This is a genomic window from Thiococcus pfennigii, assembly GCF_016583835.1.
Lineage (GTDB): Bacteria > Pseudomonadota > Gammaproteobacteria > Chromatiales > Chromatiaceae > Thiococcus > Thiococcus pfennigii.
The window spans coordinates 18,572-43,833 of record NZ_NRRW01000018.1 but is presented as its reverse complement, the minus strand read 5'-3'; the positions used below and the strand labels follow the sequence as shown (position 1 = coordinate 43,833).

Here is a 25,262-nt window from a genome sequence, read left to right as displayed (position 1 = left end):
GCGGAGCGGCGCAGACCGGGCCGGCGGATCAGAAGAGTTCGCCCCCCTGGCGCCACATGTCGGGCGTGAAGCGCACGACCCGGTCGCGCCCCTCCTCCTTGGCGCGGTAGAGGGCGACATCGGCGTACTTGAGGACCTGCCAGAAGGTCTCGCCGTCGTCCGGGAAGACCGCCACGCCGATCGAGATGGTCTTCTGCAGCGCGCCGTCGGCGACCCGGAAGCGGAACTCCGCGACCCGCCGGCGGATCTTCTCGGCCACCGCGACGCCCGCCTCGGGCTCGACATCCTGCAGGACGATGAGGAACTCCTCGCCACCGAACCGCACGAGGATGTCGGAGGCACGCACCGAGTCCTGAAGGACCTCGGCCAACCCCTTGAGGACGCTGTCGCCGACGTCGTGTCCGTAGTTGTCGTTGACCATCTTGAAATAGTCGAGGTCGAGCATCAGCAGCGCCAGCCGGCCGTCGCGGCGGCGCGCGCCGCGGACCAGCGTGTCGATGTACTCCTCGAGGAAGCGCCGGTTGTGCAGGCCGGTCATGGCATCGCGCAAGGACGAGTCGCGCAGCGTCTCGGTCAGCCGCTTGGCCTCCAGGACCGGGGCCATCTCGCGCAGATAGACGTGCACGAACGGCAACCGCTCGAGCAGCGTCTCGGCCTCGGCGACGGTCGTCACCAACTGGATGACGGTGCCGACGGTCCCGGACTGGATGAGCGGCAGGCAGTAGTGGCGCCGCGCCACGCCGTCGACCTCGGCCTCCCGCGGCAGGAACGCCAGGCAGACGCCAGGCTGCACCAGGCCATCGACCGGGTGTCCGGAGCGCTTCGCGCGGCACAGGTCGCCGCGCTGCTCGACCTGGGGGTCGCACCAGCGGCAGGCGCCGCCGATCGCCCCATCGACGGCCACGACCACGAGGCCGCGACCCTCGTCACCCGTGTCCTGGACCTCGTACATCGTGTACTCGCGCACCGCGAAACGCTCGCCGAGGAGGCGACCGAAGCGCTCGTAGATCTCGGTCTTGGTCTCGTCCTCCTCGATCGTCGCCTTGAAGCGGGTCGCGTCGGTGAGATTGTCGACCATGTCGATGGTCGCCTGGAGTTGATTCTCGTCGCGGTGCGGCGGCCGGCCGGTGAGCTGCGCGACGCGCGCGCCGATCTGCGACAGGCCCTGGTCGAGGAAGGCCAGCAGGCGATTGATGTGGGCGGCGATCTGGCCGATGTCATCGCGCGTGCGCTGGCGGATCCGCCCCTTGAAATCGCCCTGCAGCGCGCGCTGCACGACCTCCCCGATGGCCACGGCCGTGTCGCCGACCGGCAGGATCAGGCGCCGCGCCCAGAGGATCGCCAGGATCGAGATCAGCAGCACGGCCAGGACGACGGCCAGGGCATCGTAGGCGCCCCGGCGCTGGAGTTCGGCGAGCGACAGCTCGATCGTCACGACGCCGAGGACCGTCCCCTCCTCGACCTGGTGGCATTGCAGGCAGTTGGGCTCGCCGCGGGCCGTCGCCGTGTACGGGATGGTGCCGCGAAAGACCGGCTCGCCCGCCGCCTCGTCGAGCTCGAAGCGCGCCCGGCCGTCGGCGAGGACCCGGGCCTCGATCGGATCGGCGGCCATCTCGCGCGACAGCCCCGGCCCGAACTGCCGATTGACGAACGCCGAACGCACGACGCGCGCCGTGCGCAGGTTGTGCACCTCCGCCAACCGCGTCAGGCCCTGCTCGCGCTTGTCGATGACGCCATTGATCATCGACTCGGTGAGGTAGACCCGCACGATCTCGGCGGCCGTCTTCACATGGGCCGTCGACGAGGCGATCGAGAAGGAGCGGAAGGCATAGAGGCTGATGGCCCCGACCGTCATCAGGATCCCGAGCGCGAAGGCGACCAGCAGGAGGGTGATCTTACGATTGAGCGACATGATCATTGCATGGATCCCGATTGCATCGACCCGCAGCGCCAGGATCGCCGGCCGTGCCGTCGACCCAGCCAGCGGGCGGGCCGGCGAAGGTGCGCCGCGGCCCGCAGACGAGTCGGGGCGTTCCCGACAACCGCGCCTCGTTGAAGGCGGCGAAGGCGCGCTGGAAGCGGGCGCGCTCGGCCCATTGCGCCGCCGTGAAGGTCCCGCAGCCCCGGCGCACGCGCACGCAGGGCACGCCGGCGAGCCGCAACAGGCCGGCGCCACCGATCCCGGAGAAGAGCTTGGGCTGCAGACAGAGATAGACGGCCGGCCCCTCGCCCGTCCCAGTCCCTGACCGGGTCTCTCGCCCGTTCTCTTGCCTTGCCTCTTGCAGGCAGAGCGCGTAGCTCGGCTGGTTGAGGGTCATCAGCCGCGCACGACGGGCCGGCGTGGCGGCGGCGAGACGCTCGGCGAGCGGCGCCGGCAGATCATGCAGACGCTCGGCGAGGACGGCAAGGCCGGCGCGCGAGGCCGCCGATAGCGGCAGCCGCGCCAGGTTCGCTGCGATCCGCGCCCGCGGCAAGAGCCGGTGGCGCCGCCAGCGCGGCGGCGGCTCGCTGCGGCCCGTGAAGGCCCCGAGCAGGCGGGCCGCCCAGGGCGCCAGGCGCCCATGCAGACGCCCCACCAGATCGGCGAAGGCCGGGTCGTCGAGCGCCTGCCAGCCGGGCAGGCGCAGCACGGCGCCGGCCGGGCGGCGCCCGGCGACGACCTCGGCCGGGCTCGGCGCGAGCCAGTCGGCGCCGGCGAGGCCGAGCGGCAGGTCGGCGACGGCATCGGCGACCAGATCGGCGCCGAGGAAGGCGAGCGGATCCAGGACCTGACGGAGAAGCGCTGCGTCGGCCAAGTCTCCGAGGCGCTCCAGCGGCCCCGGGTCGGCCAGCGCGGCCAACTCGGCGCGCGTCCAGCAGATCAGGTGCAGGTGAAACTGCTTCGCGGCCTGGATGCTCTCGCGGTCGCGGGTGTGGGGGTCGCAATTCATCGCCAGGTGGACGGTCGCGCCGGCGAGCCCGAAGCGGCGCCGGACCTCGGGGTCGGCGACGAAGCGCACGAAACCGAGCCCGGTGCGCCAGAAGAGCCGCGCCGTGCCCGCCGGGACATCGGCCGGCGTCGCCCGCTCGCGCACCGCCAGGTCGCTCAGCATCAGGTCGTGGAGGGCGTGCGGCAGCGCCTTGTCGATGAGCCCGAGCCGACCGTCGAGGTCGTCGTCGAGACCGAACCACTGGATCAGCCGCCGGCGATAGCGCACCGCCGGGCGCGGGTCGTCGCGCTCGGTGGCATCGAGCGCGAGCCCGGGCGGCGGCCCAGGGATGCGGACCTGATCGAGCGCGACGGCCATCGCTCCCGCCTCCTCGGGGTACAGAGCGGCCAGCGGATCGGCCCCGCCCGTCACCGTGCGCCGCCCGCGACCAGCCGCGGGCGCTCGGCCTGCAGGTCGCGCACCGCCTCGCCGATCAGCCGGGCGGTCAGTCGCTCGAAGGCCGCGACCATGTCCGACGGGTCGTCGGCGGCCAGCGGCTCCTCGCCCCGGTAGCTGCGCGTCAGCCGGGTGCGGCGGGTGCGGGCATCGCTCAGGATCAGGTCGAAGGCCACGACGACGCGCGCCGACCGATCGTCCGGATGGTGCTCGAAGGCCCTGAGGGTGCCGTCCAGGAGATAGTCGGCGCGCCCACCGCCGGAGCGATCGGCGACGAACTCGAAGAGCCGGGCCGCGCGCAGGGCCTCGACGAGGGCGTCGGCGAGCGCGACCGCCGGCGGTGTCTCCCAAAGGTGGTACTGGTGCCGCTGCACCTCGTGCGGCGCCTCGCCGGTGCGGTAGACGATCTCGCGCCCGCCGAGGAAGCCGCGGGCGGCGAGCGGGTCGACCCGCAGCGTCGCCGCCACCGGCCGACCGGCGGGCGCGATGGCCAGCGCCTCGGCCGGGCTCAGGCGGTAGTAGCGATCCCGCTCGACGGGTCCGGACGCGGCGCAGGCCGCGAGCAGCAGGGCCAGGGCGATGATGGCGAGACGCACGAGGCTCATCTGGACCATGGCGAGGGGTCCTCGGTCTCGCGGCCGCGCAGGATTACGGCCGGGTTGGCACGCAGGTCGCGCGAGAGGGCCGCCAGGTTGCGCGTGGCCTCCTCGATGTTGGCGAGGATCGGGGTCAGGGTCGCGGCCAACTCCTGGAGCAGGTACTGGGCATCGTCGAGCGAGCGGCTGACATCCGGCTCGCTGCGCTCGACGACCTGGCGCAGGTCGCCGGCCAGCTCGCCGTAGCGGCGCACCGCGACGCGCAACTCGGCGGTGCCGCTGCTCAGGCCGGCCGAGGCCTCGCGCAGGTTGACCGAGACCTCCTCGATCGCGCCGAGGATACGCCCGAGCTGGGCCGGATCGACGACCGACTCGATCCCGGCGGCCAAACGCTGCACGCTCGCCAGCGCCCCGGCGAGGCGCTCCTCCCCGTCGCCCTCGCCGTCCTCGCCGCCGGGCGCGTCACCGGCGCCGATCAGGGCCTCGATCGCCCGGACCTGCTGCTGGATGCTCGCCAGGGTCGGGGCGATCGTCTCGCTGACGAGGGCCTGGAGCGAATCGGTCAGGGTCGCAAGCTGGGCCATCAGGTCCGTCTCGCGGCCCGTATCGCGCAGGCGCCCGCCGTCGGCGAGTCGCTCCCCGGCGCGGCCGGGCTCGATCTTGATCGCCGCCCCCTGGAGCAGGCCGGCCGAGCCGACCAGGGCGCGACTGTCGACCGGGATCGGCCAGTCCCCGGCGATCCGCAGCCGGGCCCGAAAGCAGGGGTGCTCGACGGCGCCCGGGCGATCGGCGGCCGGTCCCGGGCAATGGACCGCGTCGGCATCGCGCCCGGGGAAACGGGGCGCGACCGTGTCGACGAGGCCGATCGCATAGCCGGACTGCAGGACCGGCATCCCGGCCGCGAGCCCGGTCGCGTCCGCGAAGTAGGCCGTGACCAGATAGGTCCCGCCGAACAGGCCGGGGCGCAGCAGGGCCAGCGCACCGACGGCGACGCCGGCCATCGCCAACACGAAGAGCCCAGCCAGGCGCAGGTCGCGGCGGCGCTCCCGGCCGCGACGCTGACCCGGCGCGCCGATCTCCGGCGGAGCATAGAGGCGCTCGATGCCGCTCATGGCTCGGCCCGCAGCAGGTAGCGCAGCGCCAGGTCCTCGGCCGCCGCGGCGGCGAGGTCGGACTGACGGCCATCGAAGAGGAGCCGCCCGCGGTCGAGTACGGCGACCCGCTCGGTGTAGTCCGAGAGGGCCGCGGCACGGTTGTCGGTCGCGACCAGGGTCAGCCGCTGGCTGTCGCGCTCGACCGCCAACAGGGCCAGCGTGTCGCTCGCCGCCCCCGGGTCCAGGCCGTCGGTGAGGCCGTCCCAGATCACCAGGGCCGGGCGATGGATCAGCGCCCGCGCGAGCTCGACGCGTCGCCGCTGGCCAAGCGAGAGCGAGCGCGGCCAGTGGTTCTCCAGCCCGTCCAGCTGCAAGCGGGTCAGCGCGAGACGCGCCGCGCGGGCCCGCTCGTCGCGGCTGAGCGGCGCCGCGCGCAGCGGCAGCAGCAGGTTCTCCAGCACCGTCAACTCCTCGAGCAGCGAGCCGCCCTGGAGCACGGCGCCCAGACGCTGGCGCAGCCGCCGCAGCGCCGCGGCGTCGAGCGTACCCAGGTCCTCGCCGGCGAGGCGCACCCGCCCGGCCGAGGGCCGATCGAGCCCGAGCAGGAGGCGGGTGAGGAGGGTCTTACCGGCGCCATTCGGGCCGATGACCAGGAGCCACTCGCCGGGCTCCAGGCGCAGATCGATGTCGGCCAGCGCGCAGCGCCCGCCGATGTGCTGGAAGACCCCCTCGAGCGCGACCGCGGCGGTCATGGGGTCAACCCTCCACCCACAGAATGAAGAGGAGGTCGGCGATCAGGATCGCGACCACAGCCCCGATCATGGTGCGGGTCGCGGCCCGCGCGACGCCGTTCGGCTCGCGCCCGGCGGCGGTGCCGTTGACGGTCGCGATCAGCGCGATCAGCAGCGCGAAGACGAGCGGCTTGGCCAGCGCCTCGAGCAGGTCGCCGGGCGCCAGCGCACGCTGCAGCGCATCGACGAACAGGGCCGGCGAGATGCCGGCCGTCACCCATAGCCAGAGGAAGGCGCAGAGGAACGCGATCAGCGTCATCCAGACGGCGAAGGCGAAGGACATCAAGAGCATGGCCAGCAGCATGGGGCCGACGGTGAGTTCGCGCGGATCGATGCCCTGGACCAGCAGCCCGTCCATCTCGCCGCTGGCCGTGAGGCTCGCCTGGCGGACCGCCAGCGCGACCCCGGCGCGCCCCGCCACCAGGATCCCGACCAGGATGGGGACCAACTCGATGACGACCAGATAGGTCACCGGCAGGAGGGCGAGCCCCGGCAGATTGAGGCGCGCGAGGACCGACTCGATCTGGGCGCCCAGGATCAGGCCAAGGGCCACCGCGACCAGCGTGATGGCGCCGAGCATCGACAGGCCGGCCTGGCGCAGCGCGGCGGCGAAGGCCGGCATGTCGAGCGGGGCGCGCCCGAGGAGGATGCGCCCGTAGAGGTGCAGGCAGGCGGCGAGGGTCAGCGCACCCAGGCCGAGCTGTTCCAACCAGCCGAGTGGCCCGCCGAGGGGGCGCGGGGTCGCCCCAGCCGCCCGGCGCGCGAGAAGATGGCTCATGATCGCAGGACTCGCCAGGCTCCCAGTTAGACTCGGAACGATAACACGATCGGGGCCGCGTGCCGGACGACCTTGGTCGAGGACCGTGTTTTGCTTTACTGTAGCGCGCATGACACCGCGCTCCCGCGGGTCTCGCAGGCCGAACACGGCCTCCGGTCGCCCCGCTCGAGACATGGCCCTCGACGACAGAACGCCACTCCCTCTCCGACGGCCGCGCACGCCCGGGGGCCGCGACGACGCTCACCGATCACGCTGGAGAAACGTCCATGCACAGGCTCCCGACGCTCCTCGCACTCCTCTGGCTCGCCGCCATCCCGGCTGCCGCCGACGAGCTTCAGTCGCAGACCCAAGGCCAGACCGAGACCTACAAGGAACAGGAGATCCTCGCCAGCGTCGAGAACTTCTTCGGCCAGGGCGCGGCGAACCTCGCCGACGTCGTCCGCAAGGTCTTCAAGGAGCAGGGCGAGCCCAACGCCTACATCACCGGCGAGGAGATCGCCGGGGCGCTCGCCGTCGGGCTGCGCTACGGCAAGGGGACCCTGCACATGAAGCCCTACCTCGAGCAACCCGTCTATTGGCAGGGCCCGTCGATCGGCTTCGACATCGGCCTCAACGTCTCCAAAGTCTTCGTCCTCATCTATGATCTGCCCGACCCCGAGGCCCTGTACCAGCGCTTCCCGGGCATCGAGGGGAGCCTCTACTTCGTCGGCGGCGTCGGCGTGAACTACCTGCAGTCCGACGGCGTCGTGATCGCCCCGATCCGCTTCGGCGCCGGCTGGCGTCAGGGCCTGAGCGCCGGCTACATGGACTTCACGAAGCACTCGAACCTCAACCCCTTCTGAGGTCCGAGCCGATGGCCAACCACCCCCGCCGCCATGCTTGAACACGGCGGCCGCCTGCGCCAGGCGGCGGCGCGCCACGGCATCCCGCTCGCGCGTTGGCTCGACCTCTCGACCGGCATCAACCCGAACGGCTGGCCCGTCCCGCCGCCGCCCGCGGCCTTCTGGCAGCGGCTGCCCGAGGACGACGACGGGCTGGAGGAGGCCGCGCGCGCCTACTACGGCCACCCGGCACCGCTGCCGGTCGCCGGCAGCCAGGCGGCGATCCAGGCCCTGCCGCGACTGCGCCCGGTGGGGCGCGTCGCGGTGCTCGACCCGGGCTACGCCGAGCATGCCGAGGCCTGGCGGCGCGCCGGCCACACCGTCCTGCCGATCACCGCCGAGCGCCTGCGCGAGGACCTGCCACCGGTCGAGGCGCTGGTGCTGATCCACCCGGGCAACCCGAGCGGCGCACGCTTCGGGCGCGAGGAGCTCCTCGCCTGGCACGCCCGGCTCGCCGCCGACGGCGGCTGGCTGGTCGTCGACGAGGCCTTCATCGATGCGACCCCCGAGTCGAGCCTCGCCGACCTCGGCCCGCGGCCCGGCCTGATCCTGCTGCGCTCGCTCGGCAAGTTCTTCGGCCTGGCCGGGGCGCGGGTCGGCTTCGTCCTCGCCGAGCCGGCGCTCGCCGAGGCACTGCGCGAACGGCTCGGCCCCTGGCCGATCGCTGCCCCGGCGCGCTGGGCCGCCCGCCAGGCCCTCGCCGACCGGGCCTGGCAGCGCGCGACCCACGAGCGGCTGCCGGCCGAGTCGCAACGCCTCGCCGACCTGCTCGCCCGCCACGGCCTGGCGCCGAGCGGCGGCTGCGCGCTCTTTCAATGGGTCCTCACCCCGCGGGCCGCGGCGATCCACGAGGCCCTCGCCGGCCAGGGCATCCTGACGCGCCTCTTCGACGCCCCCGCGAGCCTGCGCCTCGGGCTGCCCGGCGACGAGCCCGCCTGGGCGCGCCTCGCCGCGGCGCTCGCCAGCGCCACGGCGCCTTGAGGACCGCACCGCGATGACCGCCGGTGGCGCCCTGATGGTCCAGGGCACGACCTCCGACGCCGGCAAGAGCCTCCTCGTCACCGCCCTGTGCCGCTGGCTCGCCCGCCGCGGCCTGCGCGTCGCCCCGTTCAAGCCGCAGAACATGGCGCTCAACAGCGCCGTGACCGTCGACGGCGGCGAGATCGGCCGCGCCCAGGCGGTCCAGGCCCAGGCCTGCGGCCTCGCGCCGCACAGCGACATGAACCCGGTGCTGCTCAAGCCGACGACCGACCGGGGCGCCCAGGTCATCGTCCAGGGCCGCGCGATCGGCGAGCAGGAGGCGCGCGCCTATCTCGACTACAAGCGCGTCGCGCGCCGCGCCGTGCTGGAGTCGTTCGCACGGCTGCGCGACGCCTACGAGGTGGTCGTCGTCGAGGGCGCCGGCTCGCCGGCCGAGATCAATCTGCGCGCCCACGACATCGCCAACATGGGCTTCGCCGAGGCCGTCGACTGCCCGGTCGTGCTGATCGCCGACATCGACCGCGGCGGCGTCTTCGCCCACCTGGTCGGCACGCTGGCGCTCCTGTCGCCGAGCGAGCAGGCGCGCATCGCGGGCTTCGTCATCAACCGCTTCCGCGGCGACCTCGCCCTGCTCGAGCCGGGCCTGCGCTGGCTCGAGGGGCACACCGGCAAACCCGTGCTCGGCGTCCTGCCCTATCTGCATGGGCTGATGCTCGAGGCCGAGGACGCCCTGCCGCGCGCGCTGGCAGCGGCCGGAGACGAGCGGCCCTTCCGCGTCGTCGTCCCGGCCCTGCCGCGGATCGCCAACCACACCGACCTCGACCCGCTGCGGCGGCTCCCGGAGGTCGAGGTCGACTTCGTCGGCCCCGGCAGGGCACCGCCGCCGGCGGACCTGATCCTGCTGCCCGGCTCGAAGAACGTGCGCGCCGACCTCGCCTGGCTGCGCGCCCAGGGCTGGGAGGCGGCGATCCACCGCCACCTGCGCTACCGCGGCCGGCTGATCGGGATCTGCGGCGGCTTCCAGATGCTCGGCGAGCGGATCCACGACCCGCTCGGCATCGAGGGCCCGGCCGGGAGCTCGGCCGGCCTCGGACTGCTGGGACTGGAGACGACGCTGGCCCCGGAGAAGCAGCTGCGCAACGTCACCGGCCGCCTCGCCTTCGCCGACGTCGCGGTCGCCGGCTACGAGATCCATGCCGGGGTGACCCAAGGTCCGGCCCTCGCGCGCCCGGCCCTCGCCCTCGCCCACGGCCCGGACGGCGCCCGGAGCGACGACGACCAGATCCTCGGCACCTACCTGCACGGCCTGTTCGACGAGGCCCCGGCCTGCGCCGCCCTCCTCGCCTGGGCCGGCCGCCCCGGTCTCGCGCCGACCGACACGGCGGCCGCACGCGAGGCGACCTTCGAGCGACTCGCCGACCTGGTCGCCGAGCACCTCGACACGACCGCGCTGCTGACCCTGCTCGGCCTGCCCCCAGACCGAACGATCGGGTCGGGAAAGCGCAGCGCATCCCGCCATGCCTGAGCGCAGCGCATCCCGCCATGCCTGAGCGAAACGCATCCCGCCACCCAAGAGCGCAGCACAACGCGCCATTCCCGAGTCACCCACTCCCGGTGGCGACACTCGCGCCGCTCAGGCAAGGCCCGCGAAACGACGAGCCATGTCGGGTTAGCCTCTCCGGTGTAACCCGACGACCGCCAACGCGGCCCCCACCGAGGCCGCTGTCGGGTTACGGTGCGCGCACGCCCTTCTTGCTCGGCGACCGCCGTGCCGGCGCGCCTCACCCGACCGGGCTGGCGCAGAGACGGTAGGCGCAAAGTGAAGAGAAAGCCTTGGTCGATGTCACCAGTACGCTCCTCTTCTCCTTCTCCGCGCCTTTGCGTCTCTGCGCGAGATATCTTTTTCGGGTGCGAGGCCGTTGGGTTAGGCGCGCCGTCTCGGGCCTTGAGGTCTTGGTAAGGCGTTGGATGCGCGCCGTAACCCAACGTCGCCGTGGTCTTTTATTTTCCGTGTGTTGCCTAAGTCGCCCCCCTGGGAGAGCTGTCCCATGCGGCGGCCTGCGACAGCTGACCGGGATCGACGCGCGCAACACGGCAAGCCCGTTCCGCGGGCGATGCGACGCGCGATTACGAGCGGCGGGATGCGCTTCGCTTTCCCGCCCTACGGCGTCGCAGGCACGGCCGATCCGCGGCCAGCGGGCGACGCCGATCGCGGCTGGGGTACATACCTCGCCGAGCCTCCGCCTCAACCCTGTGCCGCCAATGCCTACCCAGCCCCGCCAGCGCGGCGAGATGCGATACTAATGCCGCGCCGCCGCGGACCCGAGACCGCTCAGGCTCAGGATCGTCACCCGTCGGCGCGCACCACGCATGTCCGTATCCCGATTGGAGAGATGAGTGAACCAAGGTCTTGAATGGTTGGATGTCCCCGCGGCGGCCCTCGATGAGGCCGCCGGCGCCGCCGCCCTGGCCCGTCAGCAGGTGCTGACCAAGCCGCGCGGCTCGCTCGGCCGGCTCGAGGAGCTGGCCGTGCGACTCGCGGCGATGCAGGGCACCGAGCGGCCGCGCGCCGAGCGCATCGCCATCGTCGTCTTCGCCGGCGACCATGGGGTGGCCGCCGAGGGCATCTCGGCCTTTCCGCAATCCGTCACCGCCGAGATGATCAAGAACTTCGCCCGCGGCGGGGCCGGCATCAGCGTCGCCGCCCGGGCGCTCGGCGCGACGATGGAGATCGTCGATCTGGGCACGGTCGTCGATCCGGGCGCGCTCGCCGGCGTCGTGCGTTGCGACCTGGGCCCGGGCACGGCCAACTTCGTCGCCGGCCCCGCGATGGACGAGCACCAGTGCGCCCGGGCGCTCGCCGCCGGGCGTCACGCCGCCGAGCGCACCCGCCTCGCCGGCGCCGACCTCTTCATCGGCGGGGAGATGGGCATCGGCAACACCACCGTCTCGGCCGGCCTGGCGAGCGCCCTGCTGAGCCTCGACCCCGAGGCGCTCGCCGGTCCGGGCACGGGCCTCGACGCGGGTGGCATCGCGCACAAGGTCGCCGTCCTGCGCCGCGCCCTCGCCCACCATCGAGACCACCTCGACGACCCGCGCGAGGCCCTGCGCCGCCTCGGCGGCTTCGAGATCGCGGCCCTGGCCGGGAGCTACATCGCCTGCGCCCAGATGGGCCTGCCGGTCCTGGTCGACGGCTTCATCAGCTCGACCGCGGCGCTCGCCGCGACCCGCCTGCACCCGGGCACCCGCGACTGGCTGATCCTCACGCACGCCTCGGCAGAGCCCGGCCACCGGCGCGTCGTCGAGGCCCTCGACGCCCGACCGCTCTTGGACCTCGGCATGCGCCTGGGCGAGGGCAGCGGCGCCGCCGTCGCGGTACCCTTGCTGCGCATGGCCTGCGCCCTGCACAACGAGATGGCGACCTTCGCCGAGGCCGAGGTCTCGCCGCAGATGTAACGGACGGCGCAGAAACAACCGACGCAAGCGCGGGGAAGACAAGAAACTACGAAATGCGCGAAAGTCGCGAAAAAAATTGCAGATTCTCCCGCATATATTCTGCCTTTTCGTGTATTTCGCGTGTTTCGTAGTTCAAAAGAAGATGCGCCGGTTGTTCTTGAGTCGTTGCTAACGGCCCGATCCATGGGGCGAGTGCGCTGGACCTCTCAGCGACTGACGGACCAGGCCTCGCGCCCCCGGGCCGACCATCCGTCATCGACCGCGTTGACCGTTGCGCCGCGTTCGGTCTCTACTGCGCCGATCACTGTTCCCACCCGAAACTCGGAGGACGGAATGCTGTCAGTCAACGCGATCTACGAAAACGGCAAGGTCACGCTGCTCGAGGACATACCCGAGATCCAGCGCGCCCGGGTCATCGTGACCGTGCTCGAGGAGCTTAAGCCGACCACCGAAGCGGGCGACTCGTCCGCGTTCGACGAGCTCATCGGCATCATCTCCGCGCGGGAAGACGGCTCCGTCGAGCACGACCGGTACATGATCGGGCGCACGAAATGAGGCACGGCTTGTTCATCGACACGGGTTTCTGGATCGCGCTACTGGATCGCCGCGACAGGAATCATCAGGCTGCCACTGGCCGATTGGGCCATCTGCTCAGCACATTTCGGCCTTTCGTGTCGGATTTCGTCCTCTTCGAGACCCTGACTTACCTCAATTGCTCGCTCGGCCGGCACGATCTGGCCTTGCGTTTCCTGGACAAGGTGCAGACCAGCACAATCGACGTACTCGAGGTCGACAAGACAACGAAAAAGCGAGCAATCGATTTATTCCGCCAATACAACGACAAGGACTTCAGCGTCACCGACTGCACGAGCTTCGTGCTCATGGCGGCGAATCGCATCCGCCATTTCGCCGGCTTCGACGCGCACTTCGTGCAGATGCAGTTTCTGAACGCCGTCGCCGACGGCTGATCCTCACACGGTCGCGCACTGACCGCTAACCACACGAAGAGAAGAGACCATGGTGCGCCGCAGCCCATTCCGGCCGGCGCCCACACGAGAGGACAACGCATGCTCGAAGCCGTCATCTTCGATGTCGATGGGACCCTGGCCAATACGGAAGAGGCCCATCGACAGGCCTTCAACGCGACGTTCCAGGAGTTCGGCCTGCCCTGGGACTGGGACCCGGCGCTCTATCGGCGGCTGCTGGCCGTCGCCGGCGGCCGGGAACGCATCCACCACTACTGCCAGAGCGCGGCTCCGCAGTGGCTCGAAGCACCGGACGCCGAGGCGCGGATCGCCGCCCTGCACAGGCGCAAGACCGAGCGCTACGCCGAGATGGTCGCGAGCGGCAGCATCGCGCCCCGCCCCGGGGTACGACGCCTGATCGAGGAGCTGCACGGCGCCGGGATCCGCCTCGCGATCGCGACGACGACCTCGCTCGCCAATGTCGCGAGCCTGCTCGAGGGCAGCCTGCGCGGCCTACCGGGGGACACCTTCGAGGTCATCGGGGCCGGCGAGCACGCCGCCGACAAGAAGCCCTCGCCGGCCATCTACGAATGGGTCCTGGCGCGGCTCGCCCTGCCGGCCGAGCGCTGTCTCGCGATCGAGGACTCGCAGAACGGCGTGCGCGCCGCGCGCGGCGCCGACCTGGCGACGCTCGTCACCGAATCCTGCTGGAGCCGCGGCGACGACTTCTCCGGCAGCCTGGCCGTGCTCTCGGACCTCGGCGAACCCGACGCCCCGTTCCGACTCCTTGCCGGCACCCTGCCCGGCGGGGCCGACGCGCGCGGCTGGGTCGATCGCGATCTGCTGACCCGCTGGCACGCGAGCACCGCCTGACGGCCCGCACCGCGCCGCATCCGCCGACCGCCCGCCTTCGAGGAGAGACCCGATGCCCCTTGTGAACATGACCGACCTGCTCGTCCATGCCCGCGGCCACGGCTATGCCGTCGCGGCCCTCGACGTCGTGAGCCTGGACTTCCTGGAGGCCGTCATCGCCGCGGCCGAGACCTGTCGCGCCCCCGTCGTCGTCAGCCTCGCCGAATCGCACTTCGAGCACTACGACTTCGAACTGCTGATGACCGCCGTCGTCACCGCCTGCCAGCGCTCGCCGGCGCCGCTCGCGATCCACCTCGATCACGGCGCCAGCCTGGATTCGGCGGTGCGCGCGATCCGCCTGGGCTGCAACGGCGTGATGGTCGACGGCTCGCACCTGGGTCCAGACGAGAACCGTGCCCTGACCCGAACCGTGGCCGAGATGGCTAAGGCCTGCGGCGTCACCGTCGAGGGCGAGCTCGGCTACGTACCGGGCGAAGAGGGCGAGGACGCCGAGCGCCATCCCGGCGAGGTCGTCTACACGACCCCCGAGGAGGCCGCCGACTTCGTCGCCGCGACCGGCGTCGACTGCCTCGCCGTGTCGGTCGGCACCGTCCACGGGCGGATGCGCGGCGAGCCCCGGCTCGACTACGAGCGACTCGCGGCGATCGCCGCGGCCACACCGATCCCGCTCGTGATCCACGGCGGCACCGGACTCGGCGACGCGGCCTTCGGCCGCCTGATCGCCTCGGGCGTCGCCAAGATCAACTACTACACGGCGCTCGCCGACGCCGCGGCACACGCCATCCGCGAGGCCGCAGCCGCCGACCCGCGCGCCGGCTACACCCGGCTGACGCAGCGGGTCCGCGCCGCGATCCAGGCCGAGGCCGAACGCGTCATCCGCCTCTTCGGCGGCGCCGGGCGTGCCGACGAGTTGCTCGCACACTGCCGCCCCTGGCGCGAGATCGACCACGTGATCCTCTTCAACGCGACCGCCGAGGACGACGCGGTCGCGGCGATGAAGGCGGCCGGCCGCGAGGCGCTCGGGGCGCTCCCCGGCGTGCGCGAGGCGGCCACCGGCCGCGCCGTCACCGCCGATGCCCGCTACCGCCACTGCTGGCTGATCCGCTTCTGCGGCGAGCCGGTGATCGACGCCTACAAACACCACCCGGCCCACCAGGCCTTCGCCGACGAACGCTTCCGGCCGATCGCCGGCGACCGCATCACGATCGACTTCGAGCGCGACTGACCCGCCCTCGCCCCGGGAGACCGGAAGACGAGAACGGCCGGCCAGCAAACAGGATGCGCCGATGAATCGCGCCGAACGCATCTTCCGACTCCACGGTCTGCTCAAGGACAAGCCACGCTCCCTGGAGCAGCTCATCGAGGCCCTCGAGGTCTCCCGCGCAACCGTCGTTCGCGACATCGGGTACATGAAGGACTTCATGCACGCCCCGATCCGCTACGATCGCACGACGAACACCCACGGCTACGACCCCAAGGCGCCGAGCTTCGAGTTGCCCGGCCTTTGGCTCAACGAAAGCGAACTCTTCGGGCTCCTCGCCACCGTACACCTGCTCCACGGCATGCAGCCCGACCTGCTCTCGCCGCACATCGGTCCGCTGCGCAACCGCATCCGGGGGCTGCTCGCCCACAGCGGCCACAGCGCCGACTCCGTGGTCGAACGGATCCTCTTGCGCCCCCTGACCCCACGCCCGAGCGACCCCGAACGCTTTGCCGTCGTAGCCGACGGGGTGCTGCGCGCTCGTGTGCTCGACATCCGCTATCACGGCCGCGAGCGCGATCGAGAAACCAGTCGCAGCGTCCACCCACAGCGCCTGCTGCGTTACGCCGACAATTGGTACCTGATCGCTCAATGCGAGACCGCCCAGGACCTGCGGGCCTTCTCCCTGGACCGCATCCGCCGGGTCAAACGCGCGGAACGACCGGCCCTGGCCCTCGACGCCACCGTTCTCGACCGATTTCTCAATGCCAGCTTCGGCATCTTCTCCGGCGTCGCCGAGGCCTGGGCCGTACTGCGCTTCACGGCCGCGGCCTCGCGCTGGGTCGCCGACGAGACTTGGCACCCCGAGCAGATCGGCTATTGGGACCAGGGCTGCTGGCAGCTCCAAGTCCCCTACTCCGATCCCCGCGAACTGACGATGCAGATCCTCAAGTACGGACCCGACGTCCAAGTGCTGGCCCCGCCCGAGCTGCGTGCCGCGATCGCCGAGCGGCTGCGGAGCGCTGCCCAGCAATACGAATTTGGCAAGATGAAAGTGCACCACAACGCTTGAGGGGCGCTGCTGACCCGCAGCCCCCGAGAGTCTTCTAAAGTCGAAAGAGTCCACATTTGACAAATCGCCTCCGCGTTCGTATCGTTGCGATCGACCTGAACAGCGCGGGGTTTTTTGCCATGAACGACCAGCCCAATCGTCCGCTCCGCATCAATCGGATCCGGGAGCGGTCTTGCATCACGGACTACCACCCGACCGGCGCAATCCGATCCCAACAGTGGGCAGCACGAGAGCAGGTCTCTATCGACTGCACCGAAGTCCACGGAGCGGGTCTTTCCGGGAAGCGCCTGATCCGAGCGTTCTTCCGTTGGTTCCTCGTCCTCTCGGTGGCGTTCGGAGCCGCCGCCGACTAGGAAGATTCGCGTGATGCACATCATCGATGCCATACGGCGTTGAGCACTGGACTCTCTCTACTTTTGGTGAGGTTGCGAGAGAAAGACGATCGATGATGCCGAAAGGCGATCCCACCGGCTCAATCTGTGAGCCAGTCACCGTGCTACGTTAGATCATCGGAACACAGTCCAGGCACCACCGAAGCAGGCCGACTCTCTCATCTCAGCACCACAAGGAGGCGTGCAGATGCCCCGCGACCTTCGCGACCCCACAGGCAGTCAAACCATCGACTGCGCCTTCCCGGTCCAAGGCGAGACCATCCCGGTCGATCATGGTTACCCGCTCTATGCCGCGCTGAGCGCCGTCCCCGGCGTCGGCCCGTGGCTTCACGATGCTGCCGATGTCGCGATCCTCTCGATCCGCGGTCGTTACCTCCGCCCCGGCAAGCTGCAGCTCAACGAGCGGAGCCGCCTGCGCCTGCGCCTGTCCGCCGTGGATCTCCCGCGCACCCTCCTGCTGACGGGCAAGACCATCGACATCGATGGGCAGCCGGTCACCATCGGCGTACCCCAGACCCAGCTGCCGCACCCGGCCGTCGCCCTGTACGCGCATGTCGTCACCACGCGCAACGGCGAGGACGCCCAGCGTTTCGATGCGGAGATCGGCCGCCAGCTCGATGCCATCGAGGTCACCGGCAAGCCCACCCGCGGCAAACGGCGCGTCCTGCGGATCAAAGACAAGACAGTCGTCGGCCACTCGTTGCTGATCAGCGAGCTGTCCGCCGAAGACTCGCTGCGCTTGCAGAGTCTCGGCCTCGGCGGCCGGCGCAAGATGGGCTGCGGCGTCTTCGTCCCTTGGAGGGGATGACAGTGGCACTGCTCGCCAAGAGGATCCCAGGGGAAGGCGCGGGAAAGACCCTGGCCGACCATTCGCTGGATGTGTTCCAGGCTGCGATCGCGTTGTTCGGCACCGCATACGAGCCGACCCGCCTCGCCGAGGCCTGGACGCGGTTCTTCCGCCTCGGCGACGGCGACGCCTGGGCGCGATTCCACGCCCATCTGGTCGCCTGCGCGTGGCTGCACGACATCGGCAAGGCAAACGAGGGTTTTCAGGACGCGATGCAGCACGGGGGCGATCGCCAGATCGTTCGCCACGAGCACTTCAGCGCGCTGCTGCTCGCCTGGCCGCCGGTGACCGCCTGGCTCGGCGCCAACCCGTCGCTGGAGCCCGACCTGATCATCAGTGCCGTCGCCTGCCACCACCTGAAGGCCGACCCCAATCCGCCCCGGTTCGCCGGTTATCCGTCGTTCGGCGAGCGCTATCCGCACACCGAGCGCAACCGCCTGCGCATCGCCGAGCCGGAGCACCTCGCCGAGCTGCTGAAGACCGTTGCCGCGCAGCTGCGGCTGCCCGAACCGCCCCGACCGCCACCGATCTGGAGCTTCGAGGGCGGACAGGGCGAGTCCATCCCGGCTTCCGTCGAGGCGCTGCGGCGACGTTTCCGTCTGCTCGGTCGGAGACAGCGGACCCGCGACGGCTCGTTGCCCGATCTCACGCTGCCGGCGCTGAAGGCCGCGCTGATCGTGGCGGACGCCGCCGGCTCCGGACTGCCGCGTATCAACGAGGAGATCGGATCCTGGATCGCCCAAGCCCTCCCACCGACCCCGCTCAGCGGCGAGGACATCCACGCCAAGGTGCTGGAACCCCGCGCCCGCGAGATCACCGAGCGCCGCCGCGCGTCACAGCCCGGCTACACCTTCAGTTATGAGCCCTTTCAGCACCAGGCGGCGGCGCTGCCCCACCGCGCGCTGCTGCTGGCGGGCTGCGGCACCGGCAAGACCCTGGCCGCCTGGCGCTGGGTCGCCGCACAGCTCGACCGTCGGCCGGCACGCCATGCGCTGTTCCTCTACCCGACCCGCGCGACGGCCACCGAGGGGTTCAAGGATTACGTCTCGCATGCGCCGGAGGCCAACGACGCCACCCTGCTGAGCGGGACCGGGGCCAACGAGCTGCAAGGCATGTTCGACAACCCCGACGACCCGCGCAGCGAGTGCAGCTACGAGGCCGATGCGCGGCTGTTCGCGCTCGGCTTCTGGCCCAAACGCCTCTTCAGCGCCACCGTCGATCAGTTCCTCGGCTTCATGCAGCAGGCCTACAAGAGCACCTGCCTGCTGCCCGTGCTCGCGGAAAGCGTCGTCGTCATCGACGAGGTGCACAGCTTCGACCCGGCGCTGTTCGGAGCGCTCACGCGATTCCTCGCGACCTTCGATCTCCCGGTGCTGTGCATGACCGCCAGCCTGCCCCAACGACGCCGCCGGCAGCTCGAAGCGCTCGGATTCGCCGTCCATCCTCGCTCCACCAGCGAGTTCGCCGACCTCGAAGCCCGTGCGTCGGCGCCGCGGTACCGAATCCTGTCGCTCGATGATGAGGTGCCCGCCCGTGAGATCGCCATCGGGGCCGTCCGGGCGGGCCAGCGCGTGTTGTGGGTCGTGAACACCGTCGACCGTTGCCAACGACTCGCGCGATCGCTCGCCGAGCTGCGACCGCTCTGCTATCACAGCCGCTTCCGACTGATGGACCGCAATGCCCGACACCGCGAGGTCGTCGGCCGTTTCGGCGCGCGCCGCGACGAGGCCGGCGGCCTGATCGCGATCACGACCCAAGTCTGCGAGATGAGCCTGGACCTGGATGCCGACGTCCTGATCACCGAGCAGGCCCCGATCACCGCCCTGATCCAGCGCATGGGCCGCTGCCACCGACATGAATGGACGGGGCGCCCCCTCGGCCAGGTCTGTGTCTACATGCCAGAGGGCCATCGTCCCTACGAGCGCGAAACGCTGGCCGCGGCGGGCGAGTTCGTTGCCGAGCTGGCACAACGAGGCGCGGCCAGCCAGGCCGACCTAGAGGAGCTGCTCGAGCGCTACAGCCGGCTCGACCCGGCCGAGGGCGACATCCTCACCGCGTTCCTCGACGATGGCCCTTGGGCGAAGGGTGGCAGCCGCGAGCTGCGCGACGGCGACGACGCGAGCGTCCCAGCCGTGCTCGATGCCGACCTCGAACGTTGGTCACCCGGTGCCGAAGGGCTCGTCGTCCCGGTGCCTCGCCATGGCGGCCTCGCGGAGCCGGACCCGCGCCTACCGCATCACTTGCGGCGTGCGCCGGCCAGCCACTACTCGCCCGAGCTCGGCTTCCTGAAGCACCCGCTCGAGACCACGCAGGACGCAACCCAATGAGCACGCAATCGCGGACCGACGAGCAGACCCTGCTGCTCGACTACGACCTCATCGAGCTACCGACGGCCCAGCACAAGGCGGGCCTGGCCGGCCTGCTCCTGCACCTGAGAAGCCTCGAACGACGCGAAGTCGCCGATGCCCCACAGATCACGCGGCTCGGCCCCTTCGGCGCCACGATCCGCTTCGACCGACACTCGCTAGGCGTCCTGTTCGAGGACCTCTATGCCGGGGCATTGGAGGACGTTTGGACGCGCAGCAAGTACGGCGGCCGCGACCCGCTGGATGAGAAGGTCGAGACGATCGAACGCGACGGCAAGCAGGAGAACGTCAAGTCCTATCTGTACAGCGAGCTGCGGCCGCAATGCCCCGTGCTTCCCTTCTGGCTCGAAGGAGGCAGGGAAAGCAGCTGGTTCAAGCTCTGGCAGGGCATGCTCTGGAGCGTGCTGCGCGCCCAGCCGAAGACCCGCGGCATCTATCAGAGCGGCACCGATCGCGACAAGCTGGCCGACAAGCTCTGGCGCGGTCTAGTCAAGGCGCAATCGCAGCGCGGCCAAGGCAAATACGTCATCGAGTCCATCGCCGGCTCGCTCTTCATCGGTGCTCAGGATCGCAATGCCGAACAGGTCGCCTTCACCGGCCGTATCGAACACAACCTGCTGCTGCACTTCTGGCAGTGGGCCACGCCGGTCTTCGTGCCGCGCCTGCTCGATCCGAGGAAGGGTAGCTGGGAATACCAGGGCTTCCTCTTCGCGGTTCCCGAGGTTGCCGACCTCGAAGAATTCGTCGACGAGATGCCGCGCTACTGGCAAGGGTTGAATCCGGCCAAGATCGGCTATCGGCCGGCCGACGCGCTGATCGACCTCCCGGAGGAAGGGGGCCTCGAGTTTCTGTATCACCTGGGGCGGCACCGCGTCGGGCGCACCAAGCTGCGGTTCAGCCTCCACGCCGTCGAGCTCTACCACCAGCACAAACAAGGCAACAACGTCCGCCAGCTCGCCGCCGAGCGCCTGACGCCAGACCCCGGACTGCTCGGCCGCTACGAGGAGATCCGCCGCTACCGCCACAGGCATCCGCTGTTCAAGCGGCTCCAGATCGGCAATCTGGTGCGCGGCCGACCTTGGTACAGCGGCGCCCTGGACCTGTTCGACCGCTATGCCGTCGAGCTCTTCGTCCATGGCCCGCAGACACCGCGGGGGCGCTTCTTCGGTACCGACGTGCGCCGCTGCTTCGAAGCGGTTATCGCTGATCTGAACACCCAGGAGACACCCATGTCGGAAGACGATCGAGACAAGGCCCTGCAACGCCTGATCTACCGGGTCGCTCGCAACTATGTAGAGCGGCGCACCCGCGATCGCGCCGGACTGCCGGGCGACAAGGACTTCAAGCAGCTCACCCCGGCCGAGGTCGCCAAGTACCGCGATGCGAAGCCGAAGGTGGCCACCAATGCCTTTCTCGCGTTGCGCGGCCGGCGCGACCAGGACATCGCCGAATATTTCACCGGCACCCTGTGCGCGGTCGGCTTCCATCTCAAGGAGGATGATTTTCTCCTGCTGGCCGAGGCGTTGATGCGCGAGCCCGAAAAGGTCAAGACGCTCGCCATGCTCGCGCTGTCCGCCCACTCTTGGAGCGCTCCGAAGGCCGACGACACCGATGCCGCGGCCAGCGAGCCAGACACCTCTTCCGCCGATTGAACCGCAAGGAGCCCCCGTCATGAACCTGTTCGCCACCGTCCTGACCTACACCGCCCCGAGCGCCAACTACCGCGGCGAATCGGCCGAGAACCGAGCCGTCATCCAAAAGATCACGAAAGGCAACCTGGAGTACGCGATCATCAGCCCGGAGGCGATCCGCAACGCCATCCGCGAGCACCTACGACGCCTCGGCCTGCCCTGCAATCGCGAGCGGCTCGGCGACGAAGATCAGCTCGCAGTCCGGTTCACCGACTACCCTGATCAGGATCGTTTCGCCGACGATTTCTTCATGGGCTGGCTGGTCGCGGCCGGTGGCAAGGATCGTGCGAAGATCATGACGGAGATCCAAGAGGCTGGACGCGATCCGCAGCGCTTCCAATTCCGCCGGGACTCGATCCTGCGCATGAACATGGCCGTCGCGCTGGAGCCCTACCGCCACGATTCGGTCTTCACGCAGTCGCCCGCGCAGGTCGACAGCCCCTGGAGAAACGCGGACAAGAGCCAGCTCCTGCACCGCGAGACCGCCTACACCGCCTACCAATACCCGTTCGCGCTGAACCTCGAGGATTGCGCCACCCGGCCCGAATGGACACGCCTGCTGCTGAGGGCGATCGGTGAGCTGAACGACGTCGCCGGCAACCACGCCCGCAGCTACTTCGAGATGGCACCGGCCTCGATCGTCGTCCGCCTCACCGAGCAATTGGTCGCTGGTTTCGATACCTACGGCTTCGAAAACGACAAAGGCGCCCATCGGCTGCCGGAGATCGTCGACGGGATCCTGGCCGACGACTATCCCGGCAACGAATTTCTCCTCGGCGGCCAAGTCGTCAAGGATCTCGATACCGAGACCCAACGTGCGCTGGCAGGCAAGGGCGTCACGCTGGAGCGCAGCCCGCAACGCTTGCTGATGACGGTCGCCGACCGGGCCGGCCTATCCGGGCCGACCGAGTAGCACGACCATGCTCTGGCTCAACGTCGAGGCCCCCTTCGCCGCCTTCCGTACCTTCACGGCCGGCAGTTTCCGGCCGACGGCACCTTTCATCACGCCGTCGGCCGCCTACGGGCTGCTGCTCAACCTCGCCGGCATCGAGATGCGCCGCGACGACGGCAAGTCCGCGATGACGCTGATCGGCACCGACCTACCCCGCCTCGAGATCGCCCTCGGGGCACGCCGCGTGCCGGGCCAGCACAGCCTGTTCCAGCAACTGCACAACTATCCGGTCGGCAGCAGCGGCAAGGACCATGCACCGGCCTGCAAGGGCAGCAAGTACAACATCGCGCCGGCGCGGCGAGCCTTCCTATCCGATCTGCGGGCACTCATCGGGGTGCGCGGCGACGACGCCCTGTCCGAACGGATCCACGACGGCCTCGCCGGGCGCGGACCCAAGCGTTACGGGCTACCGTTTCTCGGCGACAACAACTTCCTGCCCAGCCGAATCGACCCGCTCGCCGAGCCCCTGCCGGCACGCTGGCTCGTGCCGCTCGAAGAAGACGACGCGCCCGAGACCGACACATCGCCCATGCGCCTGACGATCGCGATCGATCGTGCCGACATGTCTCGCACGACCAGTCGGCTGTACCGGATGCAAGCAACGGAGACGGAAACAGTACCCGCCGCCGCCTGGACGCCGGTTGGCTACTGACCGATGTCGTCGCGAAAGGGATCGAGAGGGGTCACGACATGCAGACCACGGAGGCCGATCGGCCCGTAACACGGGTCATGGCATTGCACGCCCTCGCCTACTGCGAGCGCCTGTTCTACCTGGAGGAGGTGGAGGAGATCCGCGTCGCCGACCATCGCGTCTATGCGGGCCGCACCCTGCACGCGGATATCGACCCCGAGGGCGAATGGAGCAGCGTGACGCTCGAAAGCGAACGCTGGGGCCTGAAGGGCAAGATCGATTACGTCCGCTACCGAGACGGCGCCGTCTGCCCGTTCGAGCACAAACGCGGGCGCGCCCGCGGCGACGACGCCTGGCCCTCCGACAGACTTCAGGTCATCGCCTACGCCGCCCTGTTGGCCGACCACCTCGAACGTCCCGTGCCGGAAGGCCGCATCCGCTACCACGCCAGCAACAAGACCGTGCGCGTAGCGATCGATACGGTCGCTCTTGGAGAACTCCGCGCGGCGCTGGCCCGCGCGGCGGAACTGCGGGCACGGATCGATCGCCCGCCCATCGCCGAGAATGAAAACCTTTGCGGGCGCTGTTCCCTCGCGCCGATTTGCCTACCCGAGGAAGAGCGTCTGCTCGGGCTCGACGAACCAAACGAAGACGCGCCCAAACCCAAGCGCCTGTTCCCTCCCGACGACGAACGCCTGATCCTGCACGTCACAGACGCCGGGAGCCGCATCGGCAAGCGCGGCGAACAGATCCTCGTCACGCCCCATGAAGGCGTCGAACAACGATTTCCGGCACATGACCTGGCCGCCATCGCCCTGCACGGCGCCGTACAGATCAGCGCGCAGCTCATTCAGTACGCCGCATCCCGTGATATCGCCATCCATTGGCTCAGCGCCGGCGGAACCTACATCGGCGCCATGGCCCCGCCCGGCGGCGTGCAGCGTCGTCTGCGGCAGTATCGCGGCCTGCTCGACCAAGCCAGATGCGAATCGCTGACCCGCCGCCTCGCCTCCGCCAAGGTCGAGAACCAGCTTCGCTTCTTGCTCCGCAGCGCCCGCGCCCGCAATCGAACCGAACAGATCTCCGAGCAGGTCGACGGTCTGAAGGCAGCCCTGCGCGGCATCGAGCGCGATGAGGGCATCGCCGCCTGGCGCGGCCACGAGGGCATGGCTGGCCGCCACTACTTCGCCGCACTTCGCCAACTGCTCGATCCGGAACAGACCCTGATGGCCTTTTCCGGACGCAACCGCCGACCACCGCGCGATCCGTTCAACGCCGCGCTGAGCTTCGGCTACAGCCTGCTCTACCGTGACGTGATGGCGGCCATCCTCTGCGTCGGTCTCGATCCGGCGCTGGGGTTTTTCCACACGCCGCGCAGCGCCGCATATCCCTTGGCGCTGGACCTCATGGAGCTGTTTCGCACGACGCTCTGGGACATGCCACTGGTCGGCTCAATCAATCGCCGTCAATGGGCCGAGGCACACTTCACGATCGCACCTCAGCAAGTGTGGCTCTCCGCAGAAGGCCGCAAACTCGCAATCCGCCTGTACGAAGAACGCAAGCAAGAGCATTGGCGACACCCCGTACTCGACTATTCGCTGAGCTACGCCCGCGCGATCGAATTGGAAGCGCGCCTACTAGAGAAGGAGTGGAGCGGCTCGCCCGGCCTCTTCGCACGGATGCGGGTGCGCGGATGAGCCACGATGCCGAACATGCCGAAAAACGGTGGTACCTGGTCGTCTATGACATCCGCGATCCGCGGCGTTGGCGGCGCGCCTACAGGATCCTCAAGGGCTCGGGCGAGCGCATACAATATTCTCTCTTTCGCTGCCGTCTATCCAAGACCGAGATGGAGCATTTAAGATGGGAACTCCATCGCGAACTCGCCGACGAGGACGACCTGATGTTCGTCCACCTCTGCCCACGCTGCGCCGGCCGCGTGAAGATCAAAGGCAGCGCTGAAGACTGGTCGCACGATCCTCCGCGCTACCAGATTCTGTGACGGCAAGCACCGACGGGTGGAGCGACCTGGCGCGCAGCAGAATACAAGACAATCGATTTTTAAACAAAAAGTTACCAGCCATTCATCCCAAAACCGAACCATGGCGAACGCAAGCCTCTGTTCTTCAATCTCGATCAGGATCTGCACCTCTTTTTTCGTAGCACGTGCGGTGTCTCGACTCCAGATGCCTGCGCGGGAGACCAAGACAACGAGAATAGACAAAGGGATACAACCCAGCGACGAACCCATCCGAGATGCCGAAAGGCGTTGAGCACACCGAGACCAAGACACGACGCATGACCGCGACCAGACGAACCCATCCGAGATG

General features: G+C 69.7%; 22 protein-coding genes and 1 CRISPR repeat array (1 of these 23 cut by a window edge). Of the genes, 16 read left to right on the top strand and 6 right to left on the bottom strand.

Going from position 1 to position 25,262, the window contains the following annotated elements:
• Nucleotides 1–28: 28 nt before the first annotated feature.
• Genes CKO41_RS08245 through CKO41_RS08220 form a run of 6 tightly spaced genes read right to left on the bottom strand, consistent with a single transcriptional unit; the run spans nucleotide 29 to nucleotide 6,624 of the window.
• A complete protein-coding gene (locus CKO41_RS08245) occupies nucleotides 29–1,912 on the bottom strand; it encodes a diguanylate cyclase (RefSeq protein WP_200381805.1) in 1,884 nt (627 codons plus the stop codon).
• On the bottom strand, nucleotides 1,896–3,287 hold the full coding sequence (locus CKO41_RS08240) for a hypothetical protein (RefSeq protein ID WP_200381804.1): 1,392 nt from the start codon (nucleotides 3,285–3,287) through the stop codon (nucleotides 1,896–1,898). Before CKO41_RS08240 ends, CKO41_RS08245 begins: the two co-directional genes overlap by 17 nt.
• 50 nt (nucleotides 3,288–3,337) lie before the next feature.
• Nucleotides 3,338–3,979 carry an ABC-type transport auxiliary lipoprotein family protein gene (locus tag CKO41_RS08235; RefSeq protein WP_200381803.1) on the bottom strand — a complete coding sequence of 214 codons (642 nt, stop codon included), beginning with the start codon at nucleotides 3,977–3,979 and terminating at the stop codon, nucleotides 3,338–3,340.
• Complete coding sequence (locus CKO41_RS08230) at nucleotides 3,967–5,073, bottom strand: MlaD family protein (protein WP_200381802.1); 1,107 nt, start codon at nucleotides 5,071–5,073, stop codon at nucleotides 3,967–3,969. The genes CKO41_RS08235 and CKO41_RS08230 overlap by 13 nt, the downstream gene beginning before the upstream one ends.
• On the bottom strand, nucleotides 5,070–5,807 hold the full coding sequence (locus CKO41_RS08225; protein WP_200381801.1) for an ATP-binding cassette domain-containing protein: 738 nt from the start codon (nucleotides 5,805–5,807) through the stop codon (nucleotides 5,070–5,072). Before CKO41_RS08225 ends, CKO41_RS08230 begins: the two co-directional genes overlap by 4 nt.
• 4 nt (nucleotides 5,808–5,811) lie before the next feature.
• Complete coding sequence (locus tag CKO41_RS08220) at nucleotides 5,812–6,624, bottom strand: MlaE family ABC transporter permease (RefSeq protein WP_200249335.1); 813 nt, start codon at nucleotides 6,622–6,624, stop codon at nucleotides 5,812–5,814.
• A 266-nt stretch (nucleotides 6,625–6,890) separates the two neighbouring features.
• Here CKO41_RS08220 and CKO41_RS08215 point away from each other — a divergent pair, with 266 nt between their 5' ends.
• From CKO41_RS08215 to cas2, 16 genes are all read left to right on the top strand, one after another.
• On the top strand, nucleotides 6,891–7,466 hold the full coding sequence (locus CKO41_RS08215) for a DUF1134 domain-containing protein (protein WP_200249333.1): 576 nt from the start codon (nucleotides 6,891–6,893) through the stop codon (nucleotides 7,464–7,466).
• A gap of 33 nt (nucleotides 7,467–7,499) precedes the next feature.
• On the top strand, nucleotides 7,500–8,486 hold the full coding sequence (cobD, locus tag CKO41_RS08210) for a threonine-phosphate decarboxylase CobD (RefSeq protein WP_200249331.1): 987 nt from the start codon (nucleotides 7,500–7,502) through the stop codon (nucleotides 8,484–8,486).
• Nucleotides 8,487–8,499: 13 nt separating this feature from the next.
• Complete coding sequence (locus tag CKO41_RS08205) at nucleotides 8,500–10,011, top strand: cobyric acid synthase (protein ID WP_200381800.1); 1,512 nt, start codon at nucleotides 8,500–8,502, stop codon at nucleotides 10,009–10,011.
• A gap of 872 nt (nucleotides 10,012–10,883) precedes the next feature.
• A complete protein-coding gene (gene cobT / locus CKO41_RS08200) occupies nucleotides 10,884–11,942 on the top strand; it encodes a nicotinate-nucleotide--dimethylbenzimidazole phosphoribosyltransferase (protein WP_200381799.1) in 1,059 nt (352 codons plus the stop codon).
• Between the two features lie 333 nt (nucleotides 11,943–12,275).
• A complete protein-coding gene (locus CKO41_RS08195) occupies nucleotides 12,276–12,497 on the top strand; it encodes a hypothetical protein (RefSeq protein WP_200249324.1) in 222 nt (73 codons plus the stop codon).
• Between the two features lie 8 nt (nucleotides 12,498–12,505).
• The gene (locus CKO41_RS08190; RefSeq protein WP_200249322.1) at nucleotides 12,506–12,910 is read left to right on the top strand and encodes a type II toxin-antitoxin system VapC family toxin; all 405 of its coding nucleotides are present in this window, start codon (nucleotides 12,506–12,508) and stop codon (nucleotides 12,908–12,910) included.
• A 99-nt stretch (nucleotides 12,911–13,009) separates the two neighbouring features.
• A complete protein-coding gene (locus CKO41_RS08185; protein ID WP_200249320.1) occupies nucleotides 13,010–13,780 on the top strand; it encodes an HAD-IA family hydrolase in 771 nt (256 codons plus the stop codon).
• A gap of 52 nt (nucleotides 13,781–13,832) precedes the next feature.
• Entirely contained in the window at nucleotides 13,833–15,005 is a 1,173-nt protein-coding gene (locus CKO41_RS08180; RefSeq protein WP_200381798.1) for a class II fructose-bisphosphate aldolase, read from the top strand.
• A 61-nt stretch (nucleotides 15,006–15,066) separates the two neighbouring features.
• Nucleotides 15,067–16,053 (top strand): helix-turn-helix transcriptional regulator, encoded by a 987-nt coding sequence (locus tag CKO41_RS08175; RefSeq protein WP_200381797.1) that lies wholly within the window; start codon nucleotides 15,067–15,069, stop codon nucleotides 16,051–16,053.
• A gap of 579 nt (nucleotides 16,054–16,632) precedes the next feature.
• Nucleotides 16,633–17,253, top strand: a complete 621-nt coding sequence (cas6, locus tag CKO41_RS08170; RefSeq protein WP_200381796.1) for a type I-MYXAN CRISPR-associated protein Cas6/Cmx6 — start codon at nucleotides 16,633–16,635, stop codon at nucleotides 17,251–17,253.
• Nucleotides 17,250–19,619, top strand: a complete 2,370-nt coding sequence (gene cas3, locus CKO41_RS08165) for a CRISPR-associated helicase Cas3' (protein ID WP_200381795.1) — start codon at nucleotides 17,250–17,252, stop codon at nucleotides 19,617–19,619. Before cas6 ends, cas3 begins: the two co-directional genes overlap by 4 nt.
• Nucleotides 19,616–21,310, top strand: coding sequence for a type I-MYXAN CRISPR-associated protein Cmx8 (cmx8, locus tag CKO41_RS08160; RefSeq protein ID WP_200381794.1), 1,695 nt, complete (start codon nucleotides 19,616–19,618; stop codon nucleotides 21,308–21,310). The genes cas3 and cmx8 overlap by 4 nt, the downstream gene beginning before the upstream one ends.
• A 19-nt stretch (nucleotides 21,311–21,329) precedes the next feature.
• Nucleotides 21,330–22,262, top strand: coding sequence for a hypothetical protein (locus CKO41_RS08155; RefSeq protein WP_200381793.1), 933 nt, complete (start codon nucleotides 21,330–21,332; stop codon nucleotides 22,260–22,262).
• A 7-nt stretch (nucleotides 22,263–22,269) separates the two neighbouring features.
• On the top strand, nucleotides 22,270–22,953 hold the full coding sequence (gene cas5, locus CKO41_RS08150; protein ID WP_200381792.1) for a type I-MYXAN CRISPR-associated protein Cas5/Cmx5/DevS: 684 nt from the start codon (nucleotides 22,270–22,272) through the stop codon (nucleotides 22,951–22,953).
• Between the two features lie 38 nt (nucleotides 22,954–22,991).
• Complete coding sequence (locus CKO41_RS08145) at nucleotides 22,992–24,629, top strand: type I-MYXAN CRISPR-associated endonuclease Cas4/Cas1 (protein WP_200381791.1); 1,638 nt, start codon at nucleotides 22,992–22,994, stop codon at nucleotides 24,627–24,629.
• Nucleotides 24,626–24,934, top strand: a complete 309-nt coding sequence (cas2, locus tag CKO41_RS08140; protein ID WP_200249299.1) for a CRISPR-associated endonuclease Cas2 — start codon at nucleotides 24,626–24,628, stop codon at nucleotides 24,932–24,934. The genes CKO41_RS08145 and cas2 overlap by 4 nt, the downstream gene beginning before the upstream one ends.
• Before the next feature lie 239 nt (nucleotides 24,935–25,173).
• A CRISPR array of direct repeats spans nucleotides 25,174–25,262; the repeat unit is 36 nt; unit sequence ACGAACCCATCCGAGATGCCGAAAGGCGTTGAGCAC (it continues 3,184 nt past the right edge of the window).

Bases quoted from the DNA above. Each gene is read 5' to 3' on its own strand.
- CKO41_RS08145 (WP_200381791.1), top strand. From the start codon at position 22,992: ATGCAGACCACGGAGGCCGATCGGCCCGTAACACGGGTCATGGCATTG.
- CKO41_RS08185 (WP_200249320.1), top strand. From the start codon at position 13,010: ATGCTCGAAGCCGTCATCTTCGATGTCGATGGGACCCTGGCCAATACG.
- CKO41_RS08230 (WP_200381802.1), bottom strand. From the start codon at position 5,073: ATGAGCGGCATCGAGCGCCTCTATGCTCCGCCGGAGATCGGCGCGCCG.
- CKO41_RS08225 (WP_200381801.1), bottom strand. From the start codon at position 5,807: ATGACCGCCGCGGTCGCGCTCGAGGGGGTCTTCCAGCACATCGGCGGG.
- CKO41_RS08220 (WP_200249335.1), bottom strand. From the start codon at position 6,624: ATGAGCCATCTTCTCGCGCGCCGGGCGGCTGGGGCGACCCCGCGCCCC.
- CKO41_RS08195 (WP_200249324.1), top strand. From the start codon at position 12,276: ATGCTGTCAGTCAACGCGATCTACGAAAACGGCAAGGTCACGCTGCTC.
- cmx8 (WP_200381794.1), top strand. From the start codon at position 19,616: ATGAGCACGCAATCGCGGACCGACGAGCAGACCCTGCTGCTCGACTAC.
- CKO41_RS08205 (WP_200381800.1), top strand. From the start codon at position 8,500: ATGACCGCCGGTGGCGCCCTGATGGTCCAGGGCACGACCTCCGACGCC.
- CKO41_RS08180 (WP_200381798.1), top strand. From the start codon at position 13,833: ATGCCCCTTGTGAACATGACCGACCTGCTCGTCCATGCCCGCGGCCAC.
- cas2 (WP_200249299.1), top strand. From the start codon at position 24,626: ATGAGCCACGATGCCGAACATGCCGAAAAACGGTGGTACCTGGTCGTC.
- cas3 (WP_200381795.1), top strand. From the start codon at position 17,250: ATGACAGTGGCACTGCTCGCCAAGAGGATCCCAGGGGAAGGCGCGGGA.
- cobD (WP_200249331.1), top strand. From the start codon at position 7,500: ATGCTTGAACACGGCGGCCGCCTGCGCCAGGCGGCGGCGCGCCACGGC.
- CKO41_RS08155 (WP_200381793.1), top strand. From the start codon at position 21,330: ATGAACCTGTTCGCCACCGTCCTGACCTACACCGCCCCGAGCGCCAAC.
- CKO41_RS08215 (WP_200249333.1), top strand. From the start codon at position 6,891: ATGCACAGGCTCCCGACGCTCCTCGCACTCCTCTGGCTCGCCGCCATC.
- CKO41_RS08240 (WP_200381804.1), bottom strand. From the start codon at position 3,287: ATGGCCGTCGCGCTCGATCAGGTCCGCATCCCTGGGCCGCCGCCCGGG.
- cas6 (WP_200381796.1), top strand. From the start codon at position 16,633: ATGCCCCGCGACCTTCGCGACCCCACAGGCAGTCAAACCATCGACTGC.
- CKO41_RS08235 (WP_200381803.1), bottom strand. From the start codon at position 3,979: ATGGTCCAGATGAGCCTCGTGCGTCTCGCCATCATCGCCCTGGCCCTG.
- cas5 (WP_200381792.1), top strand. From the start codon at position 22,270: ATGCTCTGGCTCAACGTCGAGGCCCCCTTCGCCGCCTTCCGTACCTTC.
- CKO41_RS08245 (WP_200381805.1), bottom strand. From the start codon at position 1,912: ATGTCGCTCAATCGTAAGATCACCCTCCTGCTGGTCGCCTTCGCGCTC.
- CKO41_RS08175 (WP_200381797.1), top strand. From the start codon at position 15,067: ATGAATCGCGCCGAACGCATCTTCCGACTCCACGGTCTGCTCAAGGAC.